The 20704-nt window shown below is 30.1% G+C and carries 18 protein-coding genes and 1 tRNA gene; 8 read left to right on the top strand and 11 right to left on the bottom strand.

Annotated elements, in window-relative coordinates; translation table 11 throughout:
• Nucleotides 1-6: 6 nt before the first annotated feature.
• Nucleotides 7-1845, bottom strand: coding sequence for an SLC13 family permease (locus PW52_RS05995; protein ID WP_044632018.1), 1839 nt, complete (start codon nt 1843-1845; stop codon nt 7-9).
• Nucleotides 1846-2143: 298 nt separating this feature from the next.
• Between PW52_RS05995 and bshB1 the strand changes: the two genes are divergently transcribed.
• The gene (gene bshB1, locus PW52_RS05990) at nt 2144-2866 is read left to right on the top strand and encodes a bacillithiol biosynthesis deacetylase BshB1 (RefSeq protein WP_044632017.1); all 723 of its coding nucleotides are present in this window, start codon (nt 2144-2146) and stop codon (nt 2864-2866) included.
• A gap of 72 nt (nt 2867-2938) precedes the next feature.
• A tRNA-His gene (locus PW52_RS05985) sits at nt 2939-3014 on the top strand.
• Nucleotides 3015-3133: 119 nt separating this feature from the next.
• Here PW52_RS05985 and PW52_RS05980 read toward each other — a convergent pair.
• From PW52_RS05980 to PW52_RS05965, 4 genes are all read right to left on the bottom strand, one after another.
• On the bottom strand, nt 3134-4138 hold the full coding sequence (locus tag PW52_RS05980; protein ID WP_205618122.1) for a M28 family metallopeptidase: 1005 nt from the start codon (nt 4136-4138) through the stop codon (nt 3134-3136).
• Nucleotides 4139-4203: 65 nt separating this feature from the next.
• Complete coding sequence (locus PW52_RS05975) at nt 4204-4713, bottom strand: FUSC family protein (protein WP_205618121.1); 510 nt, start codon at nt 4711-4713, stop codon at nt 4204-4206.
• A 4-nt stretch (nt 4714-4717) separates the two neighbouring features.
• Complete coding sequence (locus tag PW52_RS05970; RefSeq protein ID WP_044632247.1) at nt 4718-5485, bottom strand: DUF3108 domain-containing protein; 768 nt, start codon at nt 5483-5485, stop codon at nt 4718-4720.
• A gap of 318 nt (nt 5486-5803) precedes the next feature.
• Nucleotides 5804-6559 carry a T9SS type A sorting domain-containing protein gene (locus PW52_RS05965; RefSeq protein WP_082050850.1) on the bottom strand — a complete coding sequence of 252 codons (756 nt, stop codon included), beginning with the start codon at nt 6557-6559 and terminating at the stop codon, nt 5804-5806.
• Between the two features lie 205 nt (nt 6560-6764).
• Here PW52_RS05965 and PW52_RS05960 point away from each other — a divergent pair, with 205 nt between their 5' ends.
• The 5 genes from PW52_RS05960 (at nt 6765) to PW52_RS05940 (ending at nt 14176) form a co-directional block, all read left to right on the top strand.
• On the top strand, nt 6765-7127 hold the full coding sequence (locus PW52_RS05960) for a DUF4870 domain-containing protein (protein WP_044632014.1): 363 nt from the start codon (nt 6765-6767) through the stop codon (nt 7125-7127).
• A gap of 211 nt (nt 7128-7338) precedes the next feature.
• Nucleotides 7339-10155, top strand: a complete 2817-nt coding sequence (locus PW52_RS05955) for a sensor histidine kinase (protein ID WP_240475152.1) — start codon at nt 7339-7341, stop codon at nt 10153-10155.
• A gap of 6 nt (nt 10156-10161) precedes the next feature.
• Nucleotides 10162-10914 carry a LytR/AlgR family response regulator transcription factor gene (locus PW52_RS05950; RefSeq protein ID WP_044632012.1) on the top strand — a complete coding sequence of 251 codons (753 nt, stop codon included), beginning with the start codon at nt 10162-10164 and terminating at the stop codon, nt 10912-10914.
• 104 nt (nt 10915-11018) lie between these two features.
• Nucleotides 11019-13556 (top strand): T9SS type A sorting domain-containing protein, encoded by a 2538-nt coding sequence (locus tag PW52_RS05945; RefSeq protein ID WP_044632011.1) that lies wholly within the window; start codon nt 11019-11021, stop codon nt 13554-13556.
• Between the two features lie 77 nt (nt 13557-13633).
• A complete protein-coding gene (locus PW52_RS05940; RefSeq protein WP_044632010.1) occupies nt 13634-14176 on the top strand; it encodes a hypothetical protein in 543 nt (180 codons plus the stop codon).
• A 74-nt stretch (nt 14177-14250) separates the two neighbouring features.
• Here the strand turns inward: PW52_RS05940 and dnaN are convergent, their stop codons facing one another.
• The 6 genes from dnaN to PW52_RS05910 all read right to left on the bottom strand — a co-directional run bounded on the left by dnaN (nt 14251) and on the right by PW52_RS05910 (nt 19574).
• Nucleotides 14251-15369, bottom strand: coding sequence for a DNA polymerase III subunit beta (gene dnaN / locus PW52_RS05935; RefSeq protein ID WP_044632009.1), 1119 nt, complete (start codon nt 15367-15369; stop codon nt 14251-14253).
• Nucleotides 15370-15453: 84 nt separating this feature from the next.
• A complete protein-coding gene (gldG, locus tag PW52_RS05930) occupies nt 15454-17121 on the bottom strand; it encodes a gliding motility-associated ABC transporter substrate-binding protein GldG (protein ID WP_044632008.1) in 1668 nt (555 codons plus the stop codon).
• On the bottom strand, nt 17114-17599 hold the full coding sequence (locus tag PW52_RS05925) for a hypothetical protein (RefSeq protein WP_044632007.1): 486 nt from the start codon (nt 17597-17599) through the stop codon (nt 17114-17116). The genes gldG and PW52_RS05925 overlap by 8 nt, the downstream gene beginning before the upstream one ends.
• Nucleotides 17596-18315, bottom strand: a complete 720-nt coding sequence (gene gldF / locus PW52_RS05920; protein ID WP_044632006.1) for a gliding motility-associated ABC transporter permease subunit GldF — start codon at nt 18313-18315, stop codon at nt 17596-17598. Before gldF ends, PW52_RS05925 begins: the two co-directional genes overlap by 4 nt.
• A 53-nt stretch (nt 18316-18368) precedes the next feature.
• Entirely contained in the window at nt 18369-18665 is a 297-nt protein-coding gene (locus PW52_RS05915; protein WP_044632005.1) for a putative quinol monooxygenase, read from the bottom strand.
• Nucleotides 18666-18680: 15 nt separating this feature from the next.
• Nucleotides 18681-19574 (bottom strand): SAM hydrolase/SAM-dependent halogenase family protein, encoded by an 894-nt coding sequence (locus PW52_RS05910; protein ID WP_044632004.1) that lies wholly within the window; start codon nt 19572-19574, stop codon nt 18681-18683.
• A 156-nt stretch (nt 19575-19730) separates the two neighbouring features.
• On the opposite strand from PW52_RS05910, the gene PW52_RS05905 reads away from it, so the two are divergent.
• Nucleotides 19731-20684 (top strand): PhoH family protein, encoded by a 954-nt coding sequence (locus PW52_RS05905; RefSeq protein WP_044632003.1) that lies wholly within the window; start codon nt 19731-19733, stop codon nt 20682-20684.
• The last annotated feature ends 20 nt before the right edge of the window (nt 20685-20704 follow it).

Here is a 20704-nt window from a genome sequence, read left to right as displayed (position 1 = left end):
GGGGTGTTAAAATGGCCAAATAACAGGTACTAATAGCATAGATATAATTAAGAATATTAATAATAAAGGTGCCCCAACTTTTAAATAATCCATAAATTTATAACCACCAGACGTCATTACCATAGCGTTTGTTGTTGTGCCAATTGGTGTTAAAAATGCAGTTGAAGCACTTATAGCTACCACAATCATAAAAGGTTCTGGTGATAAGTTTAAAGAATTAGCTGCAAGAATTGCAATTGGTGCCATTAATACAGCGGTGGCAGAGTTATTAATAACTTGACTAAATGTAGTTGTTAATAAAAATACACCACCTAGTAAAACAACAGGGTGAATGGCTCCCAAATAATCTACTAAAGCATTTGCTATTACTTGTGCGGTTCCTGTTTTTTGTAGTGCAATACCCATTGGTATCATGGCAGCAATCATTACAACACTAATCCAGCTAATACCTTTGTAGGCCTTTGCCATAGGAATACAACCTGTTAGTAATATTATTCCTGCCGAAATTAAAGCAGCAATAGATCCTGGTACAATTTTAAAAACCATAAAAACTATCATTAATAATAGCGCACCTAACGCAATGTAAGATTTGTGATTAAGACTTTCAACGTTTTTTGCCATACCTTCAGGGCTTCCACAAATAACTAAATTTCCATGTTGGTTTTTTAATTCTTCAATACTATCCCAACTTCCTCTTAAAATAAATGAATCGCCAGCCTCAACAGTAAATTCTTTTTTGGTAAGTGGCTTATTGTTTCTAGAAGCTGCTAATAATTGTATACCAAATCGATTAAAATAATCGCCTAGTTTATATTTTCTTCCAACAAAAATTGAGTTTGGGTTTACAATAACTTCAACCATACCAACCTCTTGATTAATTAAATTGTTTTTTAACTCATCGGTTTCTGGCTCTAGAGGCAATAATCCTAAACTAAATTCAATCATTAATTTATTAATAGCTTCAGTATCTCCTTTTACAGTAATGATATCATGATATTTCAAGTTTGTATTTAAATCTGGAAATTCCTCGTATTGCGGAATGCCTTTAAGCATATTTGGATGTCTGCGCTTTAAACGAATTACCGATACGTTATAATTTTTCTCTAATTTCCATTTTTTTAGTTTAGTGTCGATTAAAGGAGAAACAGAACGAATTCTAAGTCTGTAATAAGCATCGTTAACTTGGTAGGCTTTAATCCAGTTGTGTAAAGTAGACTCTATATTTACAGGCTTATTATTGGTTTTGTTTTTTGGTAAAATCTTGTAAGCTACATATCTAAAATAAATTAGAGCAATAATTAATAGAGGTAAACCAATAAGGGCGAATTCAAAAAACGAAAAGCCTTCAAATCCATTTTCAACTAAGGCATTACTAGCAATAATATTTGGAGGTGTTCCTGTTAAAGTTAATAACCCACCAGTGTTAGATCCAAAAGCAACAGGCATAAGCATTTTAGAGGGGAGTGTACCAATACTCCAAGCCGAAGAAATTGTAAGTGGCATTAATGTAGCAACAGTACCGGTATTACTAACAAAACCAGATAATACACCAGCGCCTAAGCTAACAATAACTAATAATTTAGGAACACTTTTACCTGCCCATTCAATAAACTTTTTACCTGCAACGGCAGTCCATCCTGTTTGCGAAATACCTTCACCAATAATAAAAAGAGCAGCAATCATAATAACCGTTGGGTTGCTAAAGCCACTTAGCGTTTCACTAGGAGTTAAAATACCTGTAAGGTATAAACTTATCATGGAAATTAATGCCACAATATCTGGCGTAAATTTTCCCCAAACAAACAAACTAATAGTTACAACTAAAATAAACAACATTAAATACATACCTGAAATTTTTGTATTAATTACAGGGTAAAATTACTATAGAGAGTTTGTATTAAAACTGACTAATATCATGCTTTGTTAAAAGCTTTAATTTTTAAATTATTAATGTTTTTAGGGTGATTAAATTAAAGATTATTAAAACTACTACGTTTTAGTTTTGAGCATTTTTAATTTAATTAAATCAAAAGAAAAAATATTATAAATTATAAGAGGTTAAAATTCTGTTTATTTTTAAGTTAAATTGTTATTTAAAAGTGTACATGTTTGTATTTTGCATACCAAGTTTAAAAATAAGAATATGAAGTTAGATATTTTAGCCTTTGGAGCACATCCTGACGATGTTGAGTTAGGATGCGGAGCAACTTTAGCAAAAGAAATTTCTGAAGGTAAAAAAGTAGGGATTATAGATTTAACTCAAGGAGAGTTAGGAACTCGTGGTACAGCAAAAACTAGAGCAGAGGAGGCAGAAGATGCAAAAAATATTTTAGGAGTTGTAATTAGAGAGAATTTAGCTTTCGCTGATGGATTTTTTATTAACGATAAAAAACATCAATTTGAAATAATTAAAATGATAAGAAAGTACAAACCCGATATTGTACTTTGTAATGCTATTGATGATCGTCATATTGATCATGGCAAAGGCAGTAAGCTTGTTAGTGATGCCTGCTTTTTAAGTGGTTTAGTAAAAATAGAAACTAAACTTGATGAAGAAAACGAAGTACAAAAGCCTTGGCGACCTAAACACGTTTATCATTATATACAATGGAAGGATATTAAACCCGATTTTGTTGTGGATGTAACAAATTTTATTGATAAAAAAATGGAAGCTGTTTTAGCTTATAAAACACAATTTTTTAACGCTAACAGCAAAGAGCCTGCAACACCTATTTCTAGCAAGAATTTTACTGATAGTGTGATATATAGAGCAAGAGACTTAGGAAGATTAATAGGAGTAGAACACGCAGAAGGCTTTACAGTTGAGCGCTACGTTGCTGTAAATAGTTTATACAATTTGAAATAAAATTGGAAATTTTTTTTGTAGATACAAAGTAATAAATTACATTTGCACTCGCATTAAATAATGCGATTAAATGGTGGTTGTAGCTCAGTTGGTTAGAGCGCCTGATTGTGGTTCAGGAGGTCGTCGGTTCGAGACCGATCTTCCACCCAAATTAAAAAGCCTCTCCTTTTTTGGAGGGGCTTCTTTTGTTTATAAGAGTCAGTAAAAACGTAAAAAAAGCCTTTTATAAAAATTATAAAAGGCTTTTGCTTATTTTAAGTAATAAAGTTAATCTACTTTTAAGCGTTCTTCTCTGTTTGCAATTTCCCAAGCGGTTGTAAAAATTAAACGCGTTCTTGTTTCTAAAAATTCGTAATTAATTTTATCTGGAGTATCACTTGGTCTGTGGTAATCGGCATGAGTACCATTAAAATAGAAAATAACAGGAATGTTGTTTTTCGCAAAATTATAATGATCTGATCGGTAATAAAAACGATTAGGATCGTTTATGGCATTATACGTATAGTCGAATTCTAAATTAAAGTACTTTTTGTTAATTTCTTCGGAAAGTTGATGCAATTCTGTACTTAATTTATCAGACCCTATTAAATACAAATAATTTTCACCACCTTCATGTTTAGCATCTACACGACCAACCATATCAATATTTAAATCAACTACAGTGTTTTCTAGAGGAAAAACAGGATCGACATTGGTGTAGTAACTAGAGCCGTAAAGTCCAAGTTCTTCTCCGGTAACATGTAAAAACAAAATGGAACGTTTTGGGCCATTTCCTGCTTTTTTAGCCTCGTTAAAAGCTTCAGCAATTTCTAAAACCGCAACTGTACCAGAGCCATCATCGTCGGCACCGTTGTTTATTTCGCCATCGCTTGAAATACCAATGTGATCTAGATGTGCCGAAATTACAACAATTTCGTTTGGTTTTTCGGAACCTTCAATGTATGCTAAAACATTTTCTGAAGCTTTAATGCCATGGTGAAAATATGATTCTGGAATTTCTTGAAAATAGTCATCTTCGGAGATAGGCGAAGGAATACCATTTTCAACATAAAAATTTTTTATAAACTCGATGGCTTTTTTTTGTCCAGGTTCTCCTGTTTTTCGTCCTTCATATTCATCGGACGCATAAATGTAAAGCATCTCTTTTAATTCTTCTGCACTTATGGTTTTGGCAAAAGTTTCAACTTGGTGGACATTCTTTGTCTTGTTTTGTGAAGAGCTACAAGAGATTATAGTCGATGCAATAAATGCAAATAGTGCTATTTTTTTCAATATTATAAAGGTTTATGCAAATATATCATAAATAAACAATACATTAATAAAACATGGGCTGCGGGTTACTCAATTTCGAGATTTTCTAGCTCAGTTTCATCAATTTCAACGTCTTCGAATTCTATAGTTTCCAATTCATCTATATCAACATTTTCATTCATATTAATATTTTTTAGATCTTCAGCTTCAACTTCAATGTCGCTTTCGTCAATATTAATAGATTCAAGTTCAGATTCATCAATTTCTAACTCTTCAATATCGAGTTCTTCTAATTCCTCAATAGCCTCTTCTTCAAGTCTAATTTCTGTTTCTTCTAAAACTTTGGTGTCTTCTATAACTGTTTCGGTAAAGATCGCTTTATATATAGTTAATATTAACGCTAAACCGGTTAACATTAACGTAAATGGTATAATTTTTTTTATTTCACCCGATTTTTTGGACAAATAGTACGCAAAACCAACTAATGCGAGTGCTATAATTCCAGGAATTACAGCTAAATTAGAAATTGGTAACACCGAAAAAATAACGGTAAAAATGGCGGCAATTAAGCCTAAGATGGTTAGTAGTTTTTTCATTATCTTAATTTTTTAAGCCCGATGCCGATTTAATTTTTAATTCACCATTACCCACAGGGATTTTAAATTTTCCGTAAACAGGCACTTTGTTAGCATCGGCAGTTAACCATAACACATTACTGTTTTTTCCTTGTAAAACGTTGCTGTCAGCAGATCCTATTGCAATTTTATAACACGATTTACTGCCAATAGCAGTAGAAATAGTTTCTTTACCCAAATAAGTTATTTGAACATTATATTCTTTTCGGTCGAAAATAATATTTTGTGTTATTGTATTGCCATTTGCCATAGATGCATAATCAAGCAAGCGAACAGAATAAAGTGTTGAAATAATATCTTTAGTTCCAGAATTAATCGATACGGTTTTGTTTTCTACTCTATTTTTACTTTTGGTTTGAACTGTTTTAACCGTTTTTGTTTTATGACTAAAGGTGTATTTCATTTTTTTGAAATAGCCGCCTTCGTTTATAGAACGATTATATAAATATGGTGTAAGCGATTTAGGGCTTACATAACTTTCGTATAAATCTCTAATTTTAAAAAAGTTATCCCATTTGCTGTAAGTGGTAGCTGTACATTTTAAGCGCAATAAAGTTGCTTTCGATGTTTTAACAGGACTAGTTTCCATGTTAATTTGAGCCAAATCGGTTAAAATACCAGACATGTTATAAGAAGCCGTATATACTAATTTTTCGTTAAAACCAACTGCTGTATTTTGGGCATTTACGGCAATGGTAAACATAAATAGGCAAATAAAAGATAATCGTAACATAAAGTACATTTTAGGGTTAATAACGGTTGTTAACACATTTATTGTGCCGAAAATACAATGCAAAAGATAAATAATCTAATTTTTAATTTAAAGAATAAAGTATTTTACTATAAAGAAGTTTTGTAACGATTCTTATATTCTTGTTTTTTTGCTTAAAGGTTATAAATGTATGGTTTTATAAATGTAAGAAATACAAGTAAATTTAATTAACAATATGTTTAATTAAATCTCTGCTTAAAGAATAAATATCTTTTGTATGATTCGAAAATATTCGATATTTATTTGATATAATTTATAAAAAATAACGATTCATAATTATTAGTGTTTAATAAACTTGAAGCGTTTTGTGCCAATAGGAGTCCCTATATTTAAAATATAAAGACCATTTTTTAATGTATTTATAGGTATACGCGAAGTAATATTGCTGTTAACACTTAAAACATTTTGCCCACTAGTATTGTAAATAATTAAGTGTTTAAAACTTTGTTTTTCAATATTTTGTATTTGTAAAACGGCTTCATCTTTTAAATATATTAAGTCAATATTTTCTATATCTTCATTTGTAACTACATTTAAGAGAGAACTTTTTTCTTGATACGAAATACTAAATCTTGACACATCAATTGTTTCGTTAATCCAAACTTCTGCGGGTGATTCAGATAAATTATAACTTAAATTAGTTGCATTATCTTTTAAAAACACATTTATATTCTTAGGGAAGTTTTCCGTTTTGTTTAGTCCAATTTTGAAATTTCCAGAAGTATATATGTTTACGCCTAAAGGTAATGTTTCGTTTTCATCAAATTCAGGTAAAGCCATTATGCATAAATTATCATTATTCATAACCCAATACATTTCGTTCTTATGATCGTTAAATGCTTTAGCGTCGTAACCATTATCATAATCATGTGTTGTATTTTTTATATAACCTAAACCAATTATTCGCATATATTGGTTCGGGTCTGTAAAGGAAAGCCACATTTTAATTCTATTATCTTGTCTATTTGCCTGAGCAAACATATTGGTTGTACTTATAAAGGCAAAAATTATGTAGACATATATATTTTGGGACATATCGCTAGATTTTATACGAAAATATAAAATAACAACGATAAAATGTTTAAAAAATCGATAAAATGTAAAAAATTAATTGTTTTGTAAGATTTATAGTATATAAATTATCGATAAACTGTACTTAACCAGTTATTATTTTTATAATTTAAAAAAAATGTAACAAAAAATATATCTATACGTCATATTGATATAAAACAAATTAATCATGGAAACGAACTATTATACTTTAAAACGAACTGACAACCAATTATTAGCATTAACACATTTATCTCAATTACTTACTTGCTTTACTGGATTTGGAGGGTTAATTGTACCTTTAATAATTTGGGCAACACAAAAAGATAACGTAGAAGGTTTAGATATTCATGGAAAATCTATAATTAACTTTCAGTTAAGCATTGTTGTATATTCTGTATTAAGTATTCCTTTAATATTACTATTTGGTTTAGGTATATTAACATTTATTTTTATCGGCATTTTGGCTTTTGTTATGCCAATTATAAACACCATAAAAGCTAGTAACGGCGAATTACCTAGCTACCCATTATCTTTTAATTTTATTAGTTAGTGTTATTTTATATTAAGAGATATTAAACGCCTACAATTGTAGGCGTTTTTTGTATTTAGAAAAAAAATAAGGACTTACAGCAAAATGCAAGTACCAGTATTTACATAAATGTTAAGTTTGTTGTTTAGTAATTATGCGCTATTGTTTTAACTATATACTTGTTTGTTTTTTTTGCTTTGTGTTACAGGCTCAAAATCCGGTATCTGTAAATATGGGAAGTATTTCTCAACTTCCAGATTTTGAATTTTATGATATTGCTGAAGATGAAGACCATTACATATGGTTAGCAGCAGATAAAGGATTGTATCGATATGACGGAAAAACATATCATAATTTTGATAACCCTAAAAAAAAATCAAATTCAATATTTCAACTACAATTTGATCACGAAGGAAAACTTTGGTGTAATAACATTTACGGACAATTTTTTTATGTTGAAAACGATAGTTTAAAATTATTTTTCGATGCTAGTAAATTCGTTAAAGGTCAATTAGCTTCTTATCAGGTTTTAGAAAAAAGTGTTCGTATATTCACAGAATCAGGTATTTATGATATAAATAAAGATTCTAAAAATATCTCACCAGTTTTTAATGGCATGTGTATTAGTAATGCAACTGTAAATGATGCGAACTATACGTTTGTTATTAATTTAGAGGGTGCTTTAAAACGTCATAGAGTTTATAAATTTAAAAACGGAATAGCTAAAAAAATTATTGAAATAACTACTTCAAAACTCATTCAATCACCAAAACTTTTTGCTTTTAACAATGTTGTGTTTTTTACACATAAAAGTTCTAATGGTAATGTAATATACCTAGTTGATAAACAAAATGACTCTTACACTAAGATAGAAACCCCAAAACAGTTGCAAAATGAAACTATTTATAATGTTTTAAGTTTTAACAATGAGTACTGGTTTTTAACTAATTCTGGTGTGCATATATTTAAATTAACAGGAAAATCATTAATATTTAAAGAACAGCTTTTTAAATCAGAATCTATTACAGACATTCAAATAGATTTTAATAAAAATTATTGGTTTGCAACTTTAGATAATGGTGTTTTTGTATCACCAAATTTAAATATTAGGCAAGTAGAACATAAAAATAAAGTAACTGCATCTGCTGCTTTACACGATAATAATTTTGTGTTAGGTACAAACAATAGTAAGCTGTTGTTTTATAACAAAGATAAACTGTATAAAACCATTCAATTACCTGGAAAAAAAATTATAGGAAATTTATTTTTTGATGATAAAACCGAACAATTAATTGTAAGCATAAATTCATCAGAATCGTTTATTGTGAATTTAAAGTCTTTTAAAATAAAAGATGTAACATATACCTTTTCTGTAGCAAAGAGCTTTTCTAAAATTAATGATAGTACTTTGTTTTACGGTAACTACCGGCAAGGTATTGTTTATAAAAAACCATATAGTTTAGATCACAAAAAAGAGCTCCGTTCAAGTCGAGTAAAAGCCTCTGCAGTTTGTAAGAATAGTCTGTTTGTATCTTATATTGATGGATTTTTTGTTTATAATTTAGAAAATTTCAAATCAAAAGAAATAAACTATAATTCTAAAAACTTATTAGTTAACGCTATTGCATCAAATAACGAAAAAATAATTTGGTTAGCTACACAGCACAATGGTTTGCTTAAACTTGAAAATAATACACTATCAAAATTAGAAATTGGTTTACCCAAAAACCTTCATATAAATAATTTAAAATATGATAATAATTTATTGTGGATTTCATCAGATTCTGGACTGTTTCAGTACAATATAAACACAAAAACATTAAAATTTTTAAGTGCTCAAGATGGTTTAAATACTGCCGTAAATAACTTTTTAATACTTAAAAACAAAATAGTAGTTACTTTGCCAACGTCGTTTTATTTGCTTCCAAAACATGAAGGATTATTTAAATCATTTAAAACAGCAAGAGTAAAAATAGAAAGCGTAAAGATAAATGACCGAGATACACTACTTAAACCAACCTATAAATTACCACATGATTTAAATAAAATTGAAATTCAGTTTAATTCTAATGGTTTTCAATCTAACCAACTAGTAAATTATAAGTACAGGGTTAAACAACTAGATACGAGTTGGCAAAATATACCCAAAAACACACATTTTGTTAATTTTAATAGTTTGGCTAATGGTAGTTACACGTTCGAGCTTAAAGCAAAAAATAGTAGCGCCAAAGGTTATGTTTATGCATCGCCAATAACATTTATAATTAGCAAACCTTTTTGGGAAACGTATTGGTTTTATGGTTTAATAATGTTGTCAATTTTTGGTTTAATATGGCTGTACTTTATAAATCGTTTAAAGCAAAAGGAAAAACAGCGCATTTTAGAAATTGATAAAATTTTAATCGATAAAAAAATAACGAATTTAAGACTAGAAAATCTGCGTTCGCAAATGAATCCGCATTTTATTTTCAATGCCTTAAATTCCATTCAAGATTATATTGTTTCAAACGAAAAAGAATTAGCAAGTTCGTATTTAGTAAAGTTTAGCCGATTAATCCGAATGTATTTAGATTACAGTCAGCAAAACGAAATTTCTTTAGAAGAAGAGCTAAATGCATTAAAACTGTATTTAGAATTAGAAAAAGTACGTTTTGAAGATGAGTTAGATTACAAAATATCTGTCGATAATCAGTTGAATACAAAACAAATAAAAGTACCATCATTGTTTATTCAACCTTATGTAGAAAATGCCTTAAAACACGGTTTGTTACATAAACCAAATAATAGGCAATTACAGGTTGAAGCAAAAATTATTTTAGATAATAGGTTGCAAATAACGGTAACAGATAATGGTATTGGGCGAGAACAATCAGAGAAATTAAAACGCCCTAATAAACAGCATAAACCTTTTGCTACTCGGGCAAACCAAGAACGAGTATATTTATATAAAAACAAACTAAAACGTGATATTACCATTATCACAAAAGATTTAGTTACAGACAAAAATATACCATCAGGCACTCGAGTAATTATAATGATGCCAATGTAATAATATATGAAAGCGATAATTATTGACGATGAAAAACGCGCCAGACATTTACTGTCTAATTTGTTAACCCAACATTGCACAAGTATTACCTCTATTAATGAAGCTCAAGATTTAGCATCTGGAGTAGATGTAATAAAAACATTAAAACCAGATGTAGTATTTCTAGACATTGAAATGCCAAATCAATCAGGTTTAGATATTTTAGAATACTTTCCTAACATCATAGACTTTAAAATTATATTTGTAACAGCCTATAATCAATATGCTATTGAAGCTTTTAAATTATCGGCAGTAGATTATGTATTAAAACCAGTTGATACCAACGAGTTAAAAGAAGCAGTTACTAAAGCCGAAGAAGCGATAAAAGCCAATAATTTAAATGACCAGTTAAATAAGTTACGCGACTCTTTAAAACAACTTTCCATAGATAAAATTGCATTAGAAATACCAAAAGGTATCCTATTCGCTTCACATAGCGATATAGTATATTTTGAGGCAGATGGTATGTATACCAACGTACAACTTATTAATGGAAAACAAAAAACGATTTGTAAACCATTAAAACATTTTGTTGAGCAATTAGAACGCAACGCGATGTTTTTTAAATGTCACAGATCATATTTAATCAATTTAAAATATGTAGATGAATTGGTTAAAGACGATGGCGATTATTTGCTAATGAACAATCAAAAACGCATCCCCATTTCAAGATCTAAACGCGACCAATTTTTAGAGGTAATAAAGGAAACGTTTATGTGATTTTCATTCAGAAAGAAATTAGAGCTATTCAGAAAAAAGCAAATTAAAAACCTTACGTATTGCGTTTGTTTTGTAGTTGATTAATCATAAAAATCTCAACTACAATGAAAAAAAAATTACTCTTATTTTCCTTTTTAATGGCAACTGCATGGTTTAGTACACATGCACAAAATGTTAATATTCCCGATGCTAATTTTAAAGCTTATCTTGTTGGAGATACAGCAATTAATACTAATAGTGATTCAGAAATTTCTGTGGCTGAAGCACAGGCTTTTACAGGAGAATTATTAATTAATGGTTTGTCAATTTCAGACTTAACAGGTATTGAAGCCTTTGTAAATATTACACGTTTAGATTGTTATAGCAATAATTTAACAGCTTTAGATGTTAGTAATAACCTTGCCTTAACACGTCTTCACTGTGCTGCTAATCAAATTGAAACTCTAGATATTAGTGCAAATACACAAATTACAGATATTCAATGTCATAATAATGGTGTTTTATATGAATTAAATATTGCAAATGGTAATAACGTTAATATCAATTGGATGAAAGCCTATGGTAATAGCTTATCATGCATTCAAATAGATGCTGGTATCACACCTCCTGCTGAAGCTGGTATTTACAGTCAAGGATGGACCAAAGGTAACTCCGCATTTTATAGTGAAGACTGTGCTACGTTAAACCAAATTGTAAACATTCCAGATGCTAATTTTAAAAGTTTTTTAGTAAACGATGGTAGTATCAATTTAAATAATGATACTGAAATTACAGTGGCTGAAGCACAAGCTACTACCGAATTGATTATGAACGGTATTGGTATTGCAGATTTAACAGGTATTGAAGCTTTTACTAATTTAACGCGTTTAGATGTGCCTAGTAACAGCTTAACTACTATTGATGTTAGTAATAATTTATCATTAACACGTTTGCATGTTGGTTTTAATAATTTAACAAGTTTAGATATTCGTTTAAATACAAGTATTAATGAATTGTTTTGTTATGAAAATAGTCCATTAGATACCTTATTAATCTCAAACGGAAATAATAGCAATTTCATCTATATGAAAGCGTACAGTAATCCAAATTTAAATTGTATTCAAGTTGATGCAGGCTTTTCACCACCAGCAAACAGCAGTCAGTATGATGCTGGTTGGACTAAAGATAATCAATCAAGTTATAGTGAAAATTGTATACTAACCGTTTATTATGTAGATGCAAATGCAACAGGCGCCAACGATGGTAGCTCATGGACAGATGCTTTTACAAACGTAACAGACGCTTTAGCACTTACCAATTTAAATGATGCTGTTTGGGTAGCAAAAGGAACCTATACTTTGGCAGATAAAAACACACCAATAGCTGTTAGTACAAACGAAGTAGATATTATTGGAGGTTTTGCAGGAATCGAAACTACTATAGCGGATAGAGTTTTAACAGCTATTCATACTACAAATGCAACCATTTTTACAGGCGATATTAATGGTGATGATATTTCAGGTGATTTTTCTTCAAACAAAACAGATAATGCAGAGCGTTTATTTGAAGTAACAGCTAGTGATGTGACTTTTGATGGAATTATTTTTGAAAATATTTACGATACATCTACATCTGGTGGTGTTGAAGAAAACGGAGTAATCTTTATTCCTAATAGTTCAAGTATTAATAATTTAAAAATTAAAAATTCGGTATTCAGAAGTAATTATTCTAATGGTTATTTGCTTAAAATGAGAACATTAAACGGAGGGTTGCTTATTGAAAACACCAAGTTTATAAATAACACCATTGTTAATAGGGGATTGGTTTATGTGCAATCTGATAGTACAAACGGCTATATTTTTACACGTTGGGCTAACGTTTTAGTGGCAGATAACGATATTAATGTTACGGCCTTAGATATTTACAGATCAGATTGGAATAACGGAAACACTTTAGATGTTGTAATTAATAATAGTACGTTTGTTAATAACGACTATAATAGTACCTATGGAAATTCCATTACGGCATCAGGAAACGGAAGTGTTAATTTAAATGTTTATAATTCTATTTTTTGGGAGAATACAGTTAATGGAGCAGCAGCAACCAGAGATATTTCCAACGGAGCTGAAACAAATTATGATGTTGTTATAGCAAATACTGTTGCAAATTTATCATCAAACGCTGGAACTTACGGAACATTTAGTGCAACAAATGTAACAACTTTAGATCCTGCAACTGATGATTTAAATTTAGATAGCGAATACAAACCAACATCTGCTTCTAATTATATTGTTGATCAAGGAGATAACGCTTACTACGATGTAGCTTTATTTGGTGATTTAGATTTATCAGGTAATACAAGAATTTTTAACACTACTATAGATTTAGGTGTTTATGAATACAATTCTACATTGGCAGTTGATGATATTTCTTTAAATACAAACTCAGTAAAATTATATCCTAATCCTGTAAAAGACCGAATGTTCGTAAAATCGAATGGGCAAGTAGAAAGTGTGTCTATTTATAATATTAACGGACAATTGCTTAAACAATCTAACAATATAGAAAATGACATTGATGTATCTGTATTACCTTCAGGTTTGTACATGATTCACATCAAGACCTCAAACAATACTATTAATCAGAAGTTCCTTAAGAACTGAGTTGGTGTGTAACATCAGCTTTATTTGGCGCTCACTTTTGTGGGCGCTTTTTTTAACCAAGTAATTAAAAAAATCACATGAAACATTTAAAAAAAATCTCATTCGTATTCTTAACAATTTTATTAAACGCTTGTTCATCTAGTGATGATTCAAATACTTCAGAAAGTAATTTTATTCTAGTAGGCGATTCTTCTTTTGAGATGAAAATGGCAGTAGTAGAGCCATCATTTAATTCGGTTTTTTTAAGTTTAACCAATAAAACTGAAGCAGAAATTAATGCTTCTTTTTCAGGAACAACGCTAAATAATGTCGACTATTTTTCAGCAAAAATTAGTCATTCCGACCTTTCACCAGGAGAAACGTATGACCTAGACGATATTTCAAGTCTTGAATTTATTGTTGATGGAGATATTATTAATTCTGAATTTGAAAATGGTTTTAGTCAATTTTACAAAAGCGGTAGCAATTCAGATTTAGAGGTTATATCTGGTAGTATAACTGTAATTGATTATTCTGTAGATATCATTAGTTTATCATTTATCTTTAACCGAAATGATGGTACACAAATAACAGGAAGTTATACAGGTAGCTTTTTATACTTTAATGTTGAAGATGATTAAATAAATCTGTTAAAATAAAAAAGCGCTTATAAATTTTATAAGCGCTTTTTTTTATATAAATAATTAAATTTTTACTAGCTATTAAGCATAACAGGCATTACAAGCATAGTAACTTGCTCGCCTTCATCTAAACCATCAACAGGTGTTAAAATACCAGCTCTGTTAGGCATACTCATTTCTAATTGTACATTGTCTGAGTTTAGGTTGTTAAGCATTTCAGTTAAAAAGCGCGAATTAAAACCAATTTGCATATCGTCACCTTGATAATCACAAGTTAAGCGCTCTTCGGCTTTATTACTGTAATCTATATCTTCTGCAGAAATATTTAATTCTGCTCCCGCAATTTTTAAACGAATTTGGTGTGTTGTTTTATTAGAGAAAATACTAACACGTTTTACTGAGTTTAAAAACTGATTTCTGTCTATTACTAATTTATTCGGGTTTTCTTTCGGTATTACCGCTTCGTAGTTAGGGTATTTACCATCAATTAAACGACAAATTAACTCGGAGTTTTCAAAAGTAAACTTAGCGTTAGAGTCGTTATATTCTATGGTTACTTCATCTTCATTAGTTGCTAAAATTCCTTTTAATAAGTTTAAAGGTTTTTTAGGCATAATAAATTCTGCAACTTCGTTTGCTTTAATATCTTCTCTAGTATATTTTACAAGTTTGTGAGCGTCTGTTGCTACAAAAGTTAAACCTTCTGAAGTAAACTGAAAAAACACACCGCTCATTACAGGGCGTAAATCATCGTTTCCGGCAGCAAAAATAGTTTTACTTATGGCGGTTGCTAAAATATCTCCGCTTACTACAGTTTTACTTGGGTCTTCTAGCGCTACAGCCTTAGGGAATTCATTTCCATCGGCGTAAGCTAAAGCATATTTACCATGGTTCGAGCTTATTTCTACAGTATTATTTTCATCGGCAACAAATGTTAAAGGTTGCTCCGGAAATGTTTTTAATGTATCTAAAAGTAAACGGGCTGGTATTGCAACACTTCCTTCGCTATCGCTTTCTACGTCTAAAATTGAAGACATTGTAGTTTCTAAATCGCTAGCCGAAACGGTTAATTTGTTTCCATCTAATTCAAATAAAAAATTATCTAAAATAGGTAAGGTGTTAGAGTTGTTAATTACACCTCCAAGAACTTGTAATTGTTTTAATAAATATGTGCTCGATACAATAAATTTCATGTAATAGCTTAGTTTTAATTGTAAAATGTACTATTTACAAATATATTTCAAAGTGTGTATATTATGAAACAAACTTATTAACATTTAAGCGCTGTATTTACGCTTTCTAATATAAGTAAAAAGTATACCAAAAATTGCCAATAAAAGTAGCGGAAGCACTATGTTTATTAGCTGCCACATTGTTTTTTGTTCAGCAATTTTTTCTTGATTTAAAAATGCAACCGATATTTCTTTAGTACGAATGTTTATAAGTCCGTTATCGTCTAGTAGGTAATTTACTGTATTTAGTAAAAATTCTTTGTTACCGTAAAGTTTTCCCGTCCATTTATCGAAACCTAATTCTTGCGGTATATTTCTAGAAACATCATTTTTAATAATATTTCCATCTGCAATTACAACCATTTTAGTCGGTACACTTTTATTTTTTATTTGTGAAAGTGAAAATGGTTTAACTCTATTATTGTAGGCTGAGGTAAACTCACCTTCTAACAATACAGCTAAATTCTGTTTACCTTTGTTAAATGTTGAAGGGTCTTGCTCTTGTGTAACAATGTTTAAACTTATTTCTCTTGGAATTCCTTCTAAACGGGTTAGTGGAGTTGTTTCAAGTAAAATAGTTTTTTTTATGCTGTTTTTTAAGGTATCAATTTGGTTGGCAAAGTCAAACTTTACTAAATCTAGGTTGTTAGTAATAGCATGAGTATTGTTACTTCCAGCCAAAGGTGAATACGGCCAACGTAAATGCTGAAATTGTGAATTACTACCAGTTCCCATGGCTAGTGTAATAGGAGCAGAGTACATCGTACTAGTAATTACAGGGTTTATACGAACTCCGTAATTAAAGAAATAATCGGTTAGCTTTAAATCGCGTCCTACAGCAAAATTACGTCCTGCATCATTGTACAAACTATCTTTTTCCATAGCTACAGCGTCAATTAACCACAGACTTTTGCCACCATTCATAGTGTATTGGTCTAGGACAAATTTTTCTTCTTCTGCAAAAGGCTCTAATGGTTTTGCAGATATTATTAAATCAAACTGGCTTAAATCTTGTAGTGTTTTTTTAGGGTTTGTAGCTACGCTATCTAATGTAAATGGTGCAATTAAATAATATTCACCAATGGTTTTTACAAAATCGGCAATGTATTTATCCTCTAGTTGTTTGTTACCTTTTAATATGGCGATTTTTTTGCTTTTAGCTTGTGTAAGTTTGCTAAAAGCATCCGCGAAAGCGTATTCTAAATGTTGTACCGAATTGGTAACTAATTCCTGTTGCGAAGCACCTATTTTATTTTTTACCAACGGAATAATAACTGTTTGTTCATTATAACTGGCTAATGCCCAAGGAAAAATTATGGCTTGCGATGACTTGCCATTTTCTTGAACGGTAAGCTGCATTGGTGTTAAACCGCGTTGTGTAAGTTGTTCAATATTTCTATCTCGAGTGTCTTCATTTTCTAGTGGATTAATGAAATTGAAAACAATATTTTTATTTTTAGCTTTAAACTCTTCTAATAATTCAGTGGTTTCGCGTTGTAATCTTCTAAATTCTGACGGAAAATCGTTTCCTTCTAAAAAAACATCAATAACTAAAGGCGATTCAATATTGTTTACAATATTTTCTGCCGCTTCGCTTAATGTATAACGTTTATCTGTAGTTAAGTCAAAACGTTTGTAAGCTTTGTTTGCAATAAAATTAATGGCAAAAAGTACAAATATTAATAATGCTATGTGTTTTATGTTTTTATTCAAAAGATTGTTCTAATTGATATTGTTTTACACTAACCACTCTATTATTTTTAAATACCAACTCTAAACATTCTTGCATTTGGTTTAATGCTCCGGGTTTAAAACCAAGATTGTAGTTCCACATTTCTGGTGAATTTGCTTTTATATAATCGTCCCAACTAAACCATTCTGCTTTACCCAATGCTTGCTCAACATCAGTTTTGCTTTTTCCAATAAAAATGCTGTCGTTAACTATATAATTACTCATTTCGTAGCGTAATGCAGGTTTGTTTTCCCAAGCGTTAGCATTAAAATATTTTTCATGATGATAGCTAACAAAAATATTAATAAACGGATAAAATATATAAAAATATACAATAGGTGTTAGTACTAAACTTACTATAAATGTTAGCCATTTTCGGTTATCAATAGTGTTAATAAACAACCAGACCAAGGCAAAAACAATAACTAAAAAAAATACAAATAAAGGTGTTATAATCATTTTTGCTCTTTGCTAATATTTAGTTTCGTTAATAATAAAAACAAAAGTGTTATGCTTAAAAAATATATTAAATCTCTAGTATCTAAAACGCCTCTACTCATACTTTTATAGTGAATACTCATACCAAATTGATCTAAAGTATTACTTGAAGCAAAATCAGCAATACCTTCAAAACCAATATAAAACAAAAAACAAATAAAAACCGCTGTTATAAACGATACAATTTGATTATCGGATAACGAAGAACTAAACACTCCAATAGCAGTATAAGAAGCAATTAAAAAAAGTAAACCAAAATAGGACCCCAAAGTACTACCAACGTCTAAATTTCCAATTGGATTTCCTAATTGATAAATGGTACAAACATAAATAAGAGATGGTATTAAAGCAATCATGATTAAAATAAAAGCACCAAAATATTTACCTAAGACAATACTCGTAGTTGCAATTGGTTTTGTAAGTAAAAGTTCCATAGTCCCTTGTTTTTTCTCTTCAGAAAAACTTCGCATGGTTATTGCCGGAATTAGGAAAATAAATATCCATGGTGCTAATAAAAAAAAAGAAGATAAATCGGCAAAACCATAGTCCAAAATATTAAATTCACCTTTAAAAAGCCATAAAAATAGACCGTTTAAAACTAAAAAGATCGCAATTACCAAATATCCCATTGGTGAAGCGAAAAATGTGTTTATTTCCTTTTTTAAAATTGCTAGCATGAAATTACTTTACAACAAATTTACCATTTTGTTTTATATTACCTAGCGCTTTGCTATTTCAAACTTATTAGTTTTTCAACACTCCATGCTTTGGGTGGTTTACTAAATAAAGGTTTTGTTTTACCCCAAACTTCGCTAAATAAATCTGATTTTCGATACTTTTCCAAAGCTTCATCATTTTCCCAATAGCTATAGGTAAAAAATACAGTAGGGTCATTTACATCCCGATAAAGTTCTAGAAAAGAACACCCTTCAAAATTTCTAATGTCTTGTTTATGGTTGTTAAAATCTTCCAGAAAAACATCTATATTCTGTTTGTAAAACCCCATTTTAACTATACGAACTAGCATGCTTTTTAGGTTAAATTAGTATTTATTTGAATTATTTAAACTTGGCGGCATATTCTCTGGGGTTGTTAATACTTTATTAGGTATGAAATGAACGCTAATAGTATTTAGAGGTTCCAAACCTAACAACGTAGATGCTCCTCCAATGGTTGCCGGATTACTTTTATATACCGCAATCTCTAAAAAATCTCCAGAATTAAAAACTACAAGTCGTTTACCCTCATCGTTACGTTTATTCTCTGAAATTTCAAAATTTACTATATCGCTATATTTATTATAAATCTTTTTAAATTTATAATGCCTTGCTGAAATTTCGAAATCTCTTCCTTTTTGAATAGTTTCAAAAAAACTTCGTTTAATATTAGTTACAACATTCCCATAATTATCAACATAAATTACACTACCAATAATTTGAGTTTTGTCGTCATTAACATAAGGCACAATATTTTTTATTGGTTTTATTTCATTGATGGATTTTCCAATAACATCAAGAGTGCCACCACGTGCAATATGACAAGCTACTTTTACAAAAACGTCAAGTACGGGAAAACTTGTAGTTAATTTATCATGAATGTTAATTTCAACAATTTTTTCAGGTGCTATTTCGGTACAAATCATACTCATAATGCCATTATTTGCACATATAAAAAAGTGATCGTCTAGTTTTATAGCAATGTGCTTGTTTTCTTCATTCAATTCAGAATCTATACCAATAATATGAATAGTTCCTTTTGGAAAACTACTGTAAGCATTCTGTATTATATAGGCCGCTTCTGGAATATTAAATGGAGATACTTGGTGTGAGATATCAACAATTTTAACATCTGGTAACTCACTGTAAATTGCGCCTTTTGTCGCACCAGTAAAGTAATCTTTAGCACCAAAATCGGTGGTTAATGTTATAATTGGCATATTTAAAATTGTTGATATGTTTTTAGTAAAGTGTCTCTCAAATTTATGTATTTTTGAGATCTATCATTTAGTTTTACAAAACTAATAAATCATTTGGTCTGATTTTAATATTATTTTCAAATAATCAGAACAAATTTAAAACCTAAAATTACACTTTTGAACGAAATTATCATTGAACTTGAAGAAATTAGCCCAAAAGAGTTTTTCGGAGCTCAAAATGCTAATATCGAATTATTAAAAAAGTACTTTCCAAAACTTAAGATTGTAGCTCGAGGAAACAAAATTAAAGCCTTTGGCGACGAAGAATTACTCGAAGAATTCGATAGGCGTATTACCATGTTGCTAAAACACTTTGGTAAATACAACAAGATTGATGAAAACACGATTGAACGTGTTTTAACCAGCCAAAGTAGCGATGATTATACAACTTCAAAACAAAGCGGAGAAGTAATTGTTCATGGTGTAGGTGGCCGATTAATAAAGGCACAAACGGCAAATCAACGCAGGTTGGTTGAAAGTATGAGAAAAAATGACATGGTTTTTGCTATTGGACCTGCAGGAACAGGTAAAACTTATACAGGTGTAGCTTTAGCTGTTCAAGCATTGAAAAACAAAGAAGTTAAGCGTATTATTTTAACTAGACCAGCGGTTGAAGCTGGAGAAAATTTAGGTTTTTTACCTGGGGATTTAAAGGAAAAACTAGATCCTTATATGCAGCCACTTTACGATGCATTACGCGATATGATCGCACCAGAAAAACTGGCACATTATATTGAAAATGGTACCATTCAAATCGCACCTTTAGCCTTTATGCGAGGCCGAACGCTTGATAATGCTTTCGTAATTTTAGATGAAGGCCAAAATACCACTCATGCGCAAATGAAGATGTTTTTAACACGAATGGGAAAAAATGCAAAATTCCTTTTAACAGGCGATCCAGGACAAATAGATTTGCCACGACGCACTATTTCTGGCTTAAAAGAGGCTTTGTTAATTCTTAAAAATGTAGAAGGTGTAGGTATGATATTTTTAGATGATAAAGATGTAATTCGTCATTCACTAGTTAAAAAAGTAATTGAAGCCTACAAAAATATAGAAAATAGAGACTAATTTTTATTTGAAGCTAATCC

The organism is Neotamlana sedimentorum (genome assembly GCF_000943565.1).
In the GTDB taxonomy this organism is placed as follows: Bacteria; Bacteroidota; Bacteroidia; order Flavobacteriales; family Flavobacteriaceae; genus Neotamlana; species Neotamlana sedimentorum.
The sequence above is the reverse complement of the archived record's forward strand: the minus strand, read 5'-3'. Positions and strand labels throughout refer to the sequence as shown.